Origin of the sequence: Streptomyces panacea (assembly GCF_040560175.1) — a bacterium.
GTDB lineage: Bacteria > Actinomycetota > Actinomycetes > Streptomycetales > Streptomycetaceae > Streptomyces > Streptomyces panacea.
This window is the reverse complement of the sequence record NZ_JARJHW010000093.1, coordinates 18,359-27,464: the sequence shown is the minus strand read 5'-3', so window position 1 is coordinate 27,464 and position 9,106 is coordinate 18,359. Positions and strand designations below refer to the sequence as shown.

9 protein-coding genes are annotated in these 9,106 nt (G+C 71.8%); 7 read left to right on the top strand and 2 right to left on the bottom strand.

All coding sequences use genetic code 11. From position 1 onward, the window contains the following. Window positions 1-379: 379 nt before the first annotated feature. The 5 genes from P3L51_RS21680 to mscL all read left to right on the top strand — a co-directional run bounded on the left by P3L51_RS21680 (window position 380) and on the right by mscL (window position 4,620). A complete protein-coding gene (locus P3L51_RS21680) occupies window positions 380-1,726 on the top strand; it encodes an MFS transporter (RefSeq protein ID WP_354606937.1) in 1,347 nt (448 codons plus the stop codon). Between the two features lie 66 nt (window positions 1,727-1,792). Then, complete coding sequence (locus tag P3L51_RS21675) at window positions 1,793-2,224, top strand: FmdB family zinc ribbon protein (protein WP_354606936.1); 432 nt, start codon at window positions 1,793-1,795, stop codon at window positions 2,222-2,224. Window positions 2,225-2,334: 110 nt separating this feature from the next. Beyond that, window positions 2,335-3,195, top strand: a complete 861-nt coding sequence (locus P3L51_RS21670) for an S-methyl-5'-thioadenosine phosphorylase (RefSeq protein WP_354606935.1) — start codon at window positions 2,335-2,337, stop codon at window positions 3,193-3,195. 213 nt (window positions 3,196-3,408) lie between these two features. Continuing rightward, window positions 3,409-3,975, top strand: coding sequence for a CpaB family protein (locus P3L51_RS21665; protein WP_354606934.1), 567 nt, complete (start codon window positions 3,409-3,411; stop codon window positions 3,973-3,975). A gap of 138 nt (window positions 3,976-4,113) precedes the next feature. Then, on the top strand, window positions 4,114-4,620 hold the full coding sequence (gene mscL / locus P3L51_RS21660) for a large conductance mechanosensitive channel protein MscL (protein ID WP_435594497.1): 507 nt from the start codon (window positions 4,114-4,116) through the stop codon (window positions 4,618-4,620). A gap of 59 nt (window positions 4,621-4,679) precedes the next feature. Here the strand turns inward: mscL and P3L51_RS21655 are convergent, their stop codons facing one another. Further along, the gene (locus P3L51_RS21655) at window positions 4,680-4,922 is read right to left on the bottom strand and encodes a hypothetical protein (protein ID WP_354606933.1); all 243 of its coding nucleotides are present in this window, start codon (window positions 4,920-4,922) and stop codon (window positions 4,680-4,682) included. Between the two features lie 81 nt (window positions 4,923-5,003). On the opposite strand from P3L51_RS21655, the gene P3L51_RS21650 reads away from it, so the two are divergent. Both P3L51_RS21650 and P3L51_RS21645 read left to right on the top strand, forming a co-directional pair. Beyond that, window positions 5,004-6,035: a P1 family peptidase gene (locus P3L51_RS21650; protein WP_354606932.1), complete on the top strand. Its 1,032-nt coding sequence runs from the start codon at window positions 5,004-5,006 to the stop codon at window positions 6,033-6,035. Between the two features lie 146 nt (window positions 6,036-6,181). Then, window positions 6,182-7,006: a DUF6227 family protein gene (locus tag P3L51_RS21645; protein WP_354606931.1), complete on the top strand. Its 825-nt coding sequence runs from the start codon at window positions 6,182-6,184 to the stop codon at window positions 7,004-7,006. A gap of 17 nt (window positions 7,007-7,023) precedes the next feature. Here P3L51_RS21645 and P3L51_RS21640 read toward each other — a convergent pair whose 3' ends face one another. After that, window positions 7,024-9,072 (bottom strand): PTS fructose transporter subunit IIABC, encoded by a 2,049-nt coding sequence (locus P3L51_RS21640; protein ID WP_354606930.1) that lies wholly within the window; start codon window positions 9,070-9,072, stop codon window positions 7,024-7,026. Window positions 9,073-9,106 lie beyond the last annotated feature (34 nt).

The following is a 9,106-nucleotide window of genomic DNA, read 5'->3' as shown; positions in this document are numbered from 1 at the left end:
GGGGGCCCGGCTGAGCGGTCAGGCGGGGGCCCGGCCGAGGGCGACTGAGGGGCGGCTGACCGGCGGCCGCGGAGGAGCTTGGCGGGGAGCCGCCGAGGAATCGAAGGCAGCGGCGCCCGGAGGCGTCAATCACAGGTACGGGCCGGGATCTTCCTGGTATTTCCCGGGTAGGATGAGGCCCGTGCCTGTCGCGTCGAGAGACGTGACGCACCGACTTGATCGACCAACTCTGCCTGACGCAGAGCTGGCGCGACCGTATGGCGGCCGTGGTGTCCCCTTCAGTGGACCCGGGTATCTACCGCAGTTCCGCGCAAGAGGACAGCTCTCGGCAGCCCCCGCACGTCCGGGGGCGCCACCAGGCGGCAGAAAGGCAAGGACCGTGTCCGACACGGTCGACACCACCGCCGGCGCCTCCGAGGGCACGGCCCCGGCCCGCCGTCCCGGGTACGGGCAGTTGCTGCGTACACCCGGCGCCTGGACGTTTCTGCTTCCCGGCTTCGCCGCGCGGCAGCCCTTCGCGATGCTGACGATCGGCATCGTCCTGCTCGTCGAGCACACCTCCGGTTCGTACGGCAGCGCGGGCATGGTCGCCGCCGTCACCGGTGTCTCCATGGCGCTCTTCGCGCCGCAGAACGGCAAGCTCGCCGACCGGTTCGGACAGCGCGCGGTGCTGGTGCCCGGAGTGCTGCTGCACGCGGTGTCCGTCACCGCCCTGACCGCGCTCGCGCTGGCGGGCGCGCCCCTGTGGGCGCTGTTCGTCGCCGCCGTACCGACAGGCGCCTCGATCCCCCAGGTGGGGCCTATGGTGCGGGCCCGTTGGGCCGCTGTCCTCGGCGCCTCCGACGAGCGCGCGCGGCTGCTGCCGACGGCCGCCGCCTTCGAGTCCGTCACGGATGAGTTCACCTTCGTCATCGGGCCGGTCCTCGCGACCGCGCTGTGTACCGGCGTACACCCCGCGGCCGGACTCGTCGCCGAGGCGGCGCTGACTCTGGCGGGCGGGCTGCTGTTCGCCGCGCAGCGGGGTACGCAGCCCGAGCCGGCGCGCCGGCGCGGTACAGCCGGTCCGAAGAGTGCGGCCGGTTCGGGTGGCGCGGGTGGCGCGCGTGTCTCGGCGCTGTCGGTGCCCGGCGTACGTGTGCTGGCCGTGGTCTTCCTCGGCATCGGGTCGGTCTTCGGTGGCATGCAGGTCTCGCTCACGGCCTTCGCCGAGGAGATCGGCAACCCCGGCGCGAACGGCCTTCTGTACGGAGTCTTCGCCGCCGGCAACATGCTCGCCGGTATCGCGTGCGGTGCCATCGCCTGGAAGATCGGGCCCCGCCGCCGGCTGATCACCGGCTACGTGGGCCTCACGTTGGCCGCGTCCGGGCTGTGGGCCGTGCACTCGGTGCCGCTGCTCGCCGGACTCGGCCTGCTGGTCGGCCTCTTCATCGCGCCCGCGCTGATCAGTGGCTACACGCTGATCGAGGCATTGGTCCCCGCCGGGGCCCGTACGGAGGCCTTCACGTGGCTGACGGGCGCGGTCGCGCTGGGCCAGGCCGGGGCGGTGTCGGCGGCCGGTCAGCTGGCGGACGCGCACGGCGCGAGCGCCGGGTTCGTGGTGCCTCTGGTGGGCACCGCGCTGGCCCTGACCACGCTCGTCGCCCTGCGCTCGCGGCTCAATCCGAAGGCGTCCGGCCTCGTCGCCGCGCGTGGAATGGGTCACCGCGTGCCGGTGGCAGTGGACTGATCCGGCGGAATACGTCACTATGGAGCGTCGTTAGCACTCATTGAGTGAGAGTGCCAGGAGGAACAAGTGCCGACCTATCAGTACCAGTGCACCGACTGTGGCGAGGGCCTAGAGGCGGTGCAGAAATTCACCGACGATTCCCTCACCGTGTGCCCCGCGTGCGAAGGACGCCTGAAGAAGGTGTTCTCGGCGGTCGGCATCGTTTTCAAGGGCTCCGGCTTCTACCGGAACGACAGCCGCGGCTCGTCGACGAGCAGCACGCCGGCCAAGGCGGGCGCTTCGAACGGCTCGGGTGACTCGGGCGGTTCGAGCGACAAGTCGGCCTCCGCGTCGGGCTCGTCGTCGTCGGACTCGAAGTCCACGTCCGCGTCGTCTTCGTCGTCGTCGAACGGTTCTTCGTCGTCTTCGTCGGGCTCGGGTTCTTCCGGTTCCGGCTCCGGCTCGAAGTCGAGCGCTTCGAGCGGCAGCTCCGGCTCCAGCGGTTCCTCCGCCGCCTGATCACCTGAATCCTCCTCTCCGGGACCCCGCCGTTCGCTACGGCGGGGTCCTCGGCGTTCCCGCACGGGCGCACCCACGCGAGTCCTCGGCCCCCGGCTAGGGTGATCGTCATGGCGACCAAGACGAACGCAGAGGGTTCGGAGACCGCGGAGATCGGCGTCATCGGCGGCTCGGGCCTGTACTCATTCCTCGACGACGTGACCGAGGTCACCGTCGACACCCCCTACGGACCGCCCAGCGACTCGCTTTTCCTCGGCGACGTCGAAGGCAGGCGCGTCGCGTTCCTGCCCCGCCACGGGCGCGCGCACGACATCGCCCCGCACCGCATCAACTACCGCGCCAATCTGTGGGCGCTGCGGTCCGTCGGGGTGCGGCAGGTGCTCGGCCCGTGCGCGGTGGGCGGACTGCGGCAGGAGTTCGGCCCGGGGACGCTGCTCGTACCGGACCAGCTGGTGGACCGTACGAAGGCGCGTACCCAGACGTACTACGACGGTGTGCCGCTGCCCGGTGGCGGGGCTTCGAAGGTCGTCCACATCTCGCTCGCCGATCCCTACTGCCCCGAGGGGCGCGGGACGGCGCTCGCCGCGGCGCGCGGGCGTGAGTGGGAGCCGGTGGACGGCGGGACGCTGGTGGTCGTCGAGGGGCCGCGCTTCTCGACCCGCGCCGAATCGCGGTGGCACGCCTCGATGGGGTGGTCGGTGGTCGGGATGACGGGTCACCCCGAGGCCGTGCTCGCCCGTGAACTGGGGCTCTGCTACACGTCGTTGACGCTCGTGACCGACCTGGACGCCGGGGCCGAGACGGGTGAGGGCGTCTCGCACGAGGAGGTGCTGAAGGTTTTCGCCTCCAACGTGGACCGGCTGCGCACGGTGCTGTTCGACACCGTGGGCGCGCTGCAGGACGGCGAGACGCGGGACTGTCTGTGCTCGCACGCGCTGGATGGCATCGATACGGGGCTTGAGCTGCCGTAAACGCCTGGAGTGGGCCTCGTTCGGGTGAGCGAGATATTCACATCGGGGTGGTTATCCACAGGCTTCGGCAGGATTTCGGCCGGGCGTGGATCGTGAGGAGCGGCCAGCAGAAACTCCTCACGGCAGGTGGTGGTTGCCATGTCCCGTTCCTCTTCGCGTTCCCTTCCCCCTTCTCTCGTCACGCGTCCCTCGGATCCTCCGTTCCTTCCGCCCGTGCCGGTGCCCGCGCCGGTGGTCGCCGCGCCCGCCCCGTGCGGGGTGCCGGCGTTCGATCCGCTGCGGGTGCGCGGCGGCGGTCATCGGCTGCGTAGGGCGCTGCTCCGGCGGAGGCGGGCGATGGCGGCCGGACTGGCCGTGACGGCGGCCGCGTTGGCGGCGTCGGGCGCGGGCGGTCCGGGTGTCGCGGCCGGCGCCGAGGAGCGCGCCGAGGCCGCGGCACGTGCGGCGGCGGGTGGCGCTTCCCGTGCGGGCGCGGCCGCTCGACCGGGCGCGGAGAAGGTGGAGTTGGTGACGGCGCCGGTGCGGATCGCGGATGTGGCGACGGTGCGGCTGCTGCGTCCCGGCGACCGGGTCGATGTGATCGCCGCCGCCCACTCCCCCGGCGGCGGGGAGTCGGACGCCCGGGTGCTCGCCACGGAGGTGCTGGTGGAATCCGTCCCGCGGGCGCTGGAGAGCGCCACCGACGGCGGGGCGCTGGTCCTGCTGACTGTCGCGCGTGACGTGGCCGCCGAGTTGGCGGGGGCGAGCACGAACTCCCGGCTGGCGGTGACGCTGTGCTGATCCGTCCTGTACCGGTCCGGGCTTTTGACCGTCGCACTGATGAGCAGACTGGTCACACGAAAGCATGGGCGGATTGGACAGTCGGGGCGCGAGTTGCCCATGGTGTCAAAGCGATTGGTGGTTCCGATCGCTTCCCCCATGGCACACACGACGAAGGGCTCACTGGTGAGCGACAAGAAGGACAGCGTGTTGGAGGGCTTCAAAGCCTTCCTGACGCGTGGCAACGTGATCGACCTCGCGGTCGCGGTGGTCATCGGCGCCGCGTTCACCAACGTGGTGAACTCCCTGGTGAAGGGCGTCATCAACCCGGTCGTCGGCGCGTTCGGCACCAAGGACCTGGACCGCTACACCTCGTGCCTCCAGGACCCGTGCGAGACGAACGCGGCGGGCGAGGTCGTGTCGGGCATCCCGATCATGTGGGGGACGGTGCTCAGCTCGACACTCAGCTTCCTGATCACCGCCGCCGTCGTGTACTTCCTGATGGTCCTGCCGATGGCGAAGTATCTGGCCAGGCGCGCCAGGCAGCAGGCCGCCAAGGAGCGGGTGGAGGAGGTCATGGAGGTGAGCGAGCTGGAGGTGCTGAAGGAAATCCGGGACGCCCTGGTGGCCCAGCGGGGTGGGCCGGGGCGCAGCGGCACGCCGTAGGGCCTGTCCGGCGGATCCCGGCGGGACAGACCCCGGCCGGTGCGGTCGGGCTCCGGGGCTCAGATGTGGTGGGGCGGCTTCTCGTCGAGGAAGCGGGCCAGGTCGGCGGCGCTGTTGCCGCTCGCGGCCGGCCGCTCTCCCCACCCGGCGTCGGTGTCGTCGGAGGACTGCCGGTCCAGCGGGTCGTCGAAAACGAGCGGCGGCTTGGGCGGGCCCGGCTTCGGGGGCGCCGGCTTGGGCGGAGCCGGTCGCGGCGGGTCCGTGACGGTGTCATGCGGTCCGGAGGTGCGGGCGGTACTCATGCGTCCAGAGTACGGGGGTGGGCGTGGCGGACGGGGTGATCCGCCGTGGTGAAGTCCGACCTCGTGGTACGCATGGGGCCCATGGCAAACAATGACGCATTGACCGATGTGGCGGGGATCCGGGTCGGCCACGCGCGGGTGGGCGGGGACCGGGCGCTCACCGGTACGACGGTCGTCCTCGCGCCGGAGGGCGGAGCGGTCGCCGCCGTGGACGTACGGGGCGGGGGCCCCGGCACCCGCGAGACGGACGCGCTGGATCCGCGCAATCTGGTGCGACGCGTCGAGGCGGTCGTGCTGACCGGCGGCAGCGCGTACGGGCTGGACTCCGCCGCCGGTGTGATGACGTGGCTGGAGGAGCGGGGGCGGGGTGTCCGGGTCGGGCCCGATCCGTCCCAGGTGGTGCCGGTCGTCCCGGCCGCCTGCGTCTTCGACCTCGGGCGCGGCGGCGACTGGCGGGCCCGCCCCGACGCCTCCACGGGCCGCGCGGCGGTGGAGGCGGCGGCCCGTACCGAATCGGGGGCACCGGTCGCCGAGGGAGCGGTGGGGGCCGGGACCGGGGCCGTGGTGGGGCAGCTGAAGGGCGGCGTCGGTACGGCGAGCGTGCTGCTGGCGTCCGGGATCACCGTCGCGGCGCTGGTCGTCGCGAACGCGGCGGGCTCGGCGGTCGATCCGCTGACGGGCGTGCTGTACGGGCGGTACTTCCAGGGCCGGCCCGGCTATCCGGCGGCCGGTGCGCACGAGGCGGCCCTCGCGCGCCTCGCCGAGATCCGGGAGCGCGACGGGCGGCCTCCGCTGAACACCACACTCGCCGTCGTGGCGACAGACGCCGACCTTTCCAAGGCACAGGCGCAGAAGCTCGCGGGGACGGCGCACGACGGCATCGCGCGCGCCGTCCGCCCTGTACATATGCTCAACGACGGCGACACGGTCTTCACGCTCGCCACCGGGGAACGCACGCTCGACACCGCCGATCCGCTGGCGCTCAACGAGCTGCTCGCGGCCGGGGCCGACGCTGTGACCAGGGCAATCGTGCGGGCGATGGTGGCGGCCGAAGGGGTCGACGGGCCGGGCGGTACGTTCCCCGCGTACCGCGATCTGTACGGCACGGACTGACCGGCGACACAAGGGAGTTGAGGGGGGCTCGAAGGAACTTCTCGCGCGCCCCCAATCGTTTTACCGAACTTGGGACGCAATGTCAGTCCCAGGGGCTACGTTATGCAATCACCAAGTGACATGTGGCGACGGCCTGGAGACCCACCTTGAACGATCCGTATGAGACAAGCGAGACGCACCTAGAGCGTCTCCTGGGTCGGGCACTCAACTCCTTCGATCTGCCCGACGCCGTGATCGAGCGGCTCGACTCCGCTCTGGCGCACGCCAGTTCATTGCGAACCTCGCACCACAGTGCGGGACTGCATCGCGAGACCTACCGGCATACATACCTGCTTGCCGACAGCACCGCCCTCACCCTCTGGGAGCTGGTCCACAACACCGGGCGCGACGGCGCCGAACAGCACGAGCTCTACACCGACGAGTACGAGGTGCGTCTGGCCGCCTCCCGGCTGCGCCGCCCCTCTCACCGTTCCATCGATCCCAAAGACCTCGACCCCACCACCGATTCCGACGCGCTCTTCGGGTCCCGTTTCGAGTCGGGCCTCGGCGTCAGTCTCGATCCGAGCTTCGAGTCCGACCTCGCGGCCGATCTCGATCTGCTCAGCGACCTGCTGGCGGCACCACAGACACCACTGCCCCGCGTGTACCACCCGGACAACTCCGCCGACCACGCGCGCCGCGTACTGCGCCGCGCGGAGAACGCGGACCGGCCGGGCGAGGAGGTCGCGGGACCGCTGCGGGCCGCCTTCGCCCACCAGATCACCCAGGTCTTCGGCAGATACGGCCATGTCGAGGGGAAGGACGCGGGGTTCACGCTGTACGAGCACGCGTTCCTGCTGCTCGACGGCACGGAGACGAGCCTGTGGGAGGTCGAGCACACGGCGACTCCCGACGGCCGTCATATGTGTGAGGTGTACGCCGCGCAGAGCGCCGCGCGCGAAGCGATGGAGCTCCGCGCGCGGGTCCGATGACTGGGTGAGGCGGCCGCTCAGACGGTGGCCGGGACCTTGGGCGCCGCCCCGGACTCCGTGGCGGCGGCGCCGCCCGGGTCCTTGCCGTCGCCGCGCCCGCCCATGCCCTTCAACAGGATGACCAGAGCGGCACTGACCGCCGTACCGGCCAGGATCGCGATCAGATAGAGCACCGGATTGCCGATCAGCGGCAGCACGAAGATCCCGCCGTGCGGGGCCCGCAGGGTGCACTCGAAGAGCATCGACAGCGCGCCCGTGACCGCGCCGCCCGCCATGGCCGACGGGATGACGCGCAGCGGGTCGGCCGCGGCGAACGGGATCGCGCCCTCGGTGATGAACGAGCCGCCGAGCACCCACGCGGCCTTGCCGTTCTCGCGCTCGGTGCGGGTGAAGAGGCCGCCACGTACGACGGTGGCCAGGGCCATGGCGAGCGGCGGGACCATGCCGGCCGCCATCACGGCCGCCATCACCTTCAGGCTGCCGTCGTTGGGGTTGGCGAGGCCGCCGACCGCGAAGGCGTAGGCGACCTTGTTGAGCGGTCCGCCCAGGTCGAAGCACATCATCAGGCCGAGGACGACGCCGAGGATGACCGCGTTGGCGCCGGACAGTCCCGACAGCCAGTCCGTGAGGGCCTTCTGGAGTTCGGCGATCGGCTTGCCGACCACCAGGAACATCAGGAAACCGACGACGGCGGAGGAGATCAGTGGGATGACGACCACCGGCATGATGCCGCGCAGCGCGGCGGGCACCTTGACCCGCTGGATCGCCATGACCGTGCCACCCGCGATCAGACCGGCGGCCAGACCGCCGAGGAAGCCCGCGTTGATGGTGAGCGCGATGGAGCCGCCGACGAAGCCGGGGACCAGACCGGGGCGGTCGGCCATCCCGTACGCGATGTAGCCCGCCAGCACGGGCACCAGGAAGCTGAACGCGAGGCCGCCGACCTGGAACAGCAGCGCCGCCCAGCTCGTGGAGTCCGTCCAGACGAAGTGCTCGGCGACGGAGGGCGCCTTGTCGATGGTGTAGCCGCCGATGGCGAAGCCCAGAGCGATCAGGAGTCCGCCGGCCGCGACGAAGGGCACCATGTAACTGACGCCGGACATCAGCCACTTGCGCAGTTTGGCGCCGTAGCCCTCGCCGGGGTCGCCCGCCTCGTCGACGGGTGAGCCGGTGCCCGCGGCGGCCGTGGTCTCGCCACGGGCTGCCTTGTCGCGGACCTCGGCGATCAGTTCGGCGGGGCGGTTGATGCCCGCCTTGACGCCGACGTCGACGGTCGGCTTGCCGGCGAAGCGTTCCTTCTCCCGTACCGGTACGTCGTGCGCGAAGATCACGCCGTCGGCGGCGTCGATGACGGCGGGGTCGATCCGGGTGAACCCGGCGGAGCCCTGCGGTTCGACGACCACCTCGACGCCCTCGGCCTGGCCGGCCTGTTCCAGGGCCTCGGCGGCCATATAGGTGTGCGCGATGCCGGTGGGGCAGGAGGTGACGGCGACGACGCGGAAGGTGCGGGCGGCCGGTTCCGGGCCCGCCGGCGCGGTGTCCGCGGGCTCGATACCCGCGGGCTCGGTGTCCGCCGCCGCCGAGACGGGGGCGGGAGCCGGGGCCGGTGCGGGTGCCTCGGGCGGCGTGTCGCCGCTGATCAGGCTCGCGGTCGCGGCCGGGTCGGTCGCCGCGCGCAGCGCCGCCGTGAAGTCGGGGTCCATCAGGCGGCGGGCCAGGGCCGAGAGGATCGACAGGTGCGCGTCGTCGGCGCCCGCCGGGGCCGCGATCAGGAAGATCAGGTCGGCCGGGCCGTCGGGCGCGCCGAAGTCGATGCCCTCGGCCGGGCGGCCGAACGCCAGGGTCGGCTCGGTGACGTGTGCGCTGCGGCAGTGCGGAATGCCTATCCCGCCGTCGAGCCCGGTCGGCATCTGCGCCTCGCGGGCGGCGACATCGGCCAGGAAGCCGTCCAGGTCGGTGACCCGGCCCAGGGCCACCATGCGTTCGGCCAGCGAGCGGGCCGCGGCTTCCTTCGTCTCTGCGGCCAGGTCGAGGTCGACCAGGTCCGCGGTGATCATGTCGCTCATCGCGGGCTCCTTCGTGGGGAACGGTTCGGGGACA

Excerpts from the sequence above, each read along its gene's own strand:
- mscL (WP_435594497.1), top strand. The coding sequence starts at position 4,114 with ATGGCACACACGACGAAGGGCTCACTGGTGAGCGACAAGAAGGACAGC.
- P3L51_RS21640 (WP_354606930.1), bottom strand. The coding sequence starts at position 9,072 with ATGAGCGACATGATCACCGCGGACCTGGTCGACCTCGACCTGGCCGCA.
- P3L51_RS21655 (WP_354606933.1), bottom strand. The coding sequence starts at position 4,922 with ATGAGTACCGCCCGCACCTCCGGACCGCATGACACCGTCACGGACCCG.
- P3L51_RS21670 (WP_354606935.1), top strand. The coding sequence starts at position 2,335 with ATGGCGACCAAGACGAACGCAGAGGGTTCGGAGACCGCGGAGATCGGC.
- P3L51_RS21650 (WP_354606932.1), top strand. The coding sequence starts at position 5,004 with ATGGCAAACAATGACGCATTGACCGATGTGGCGGGGATCCGGGTCGGC.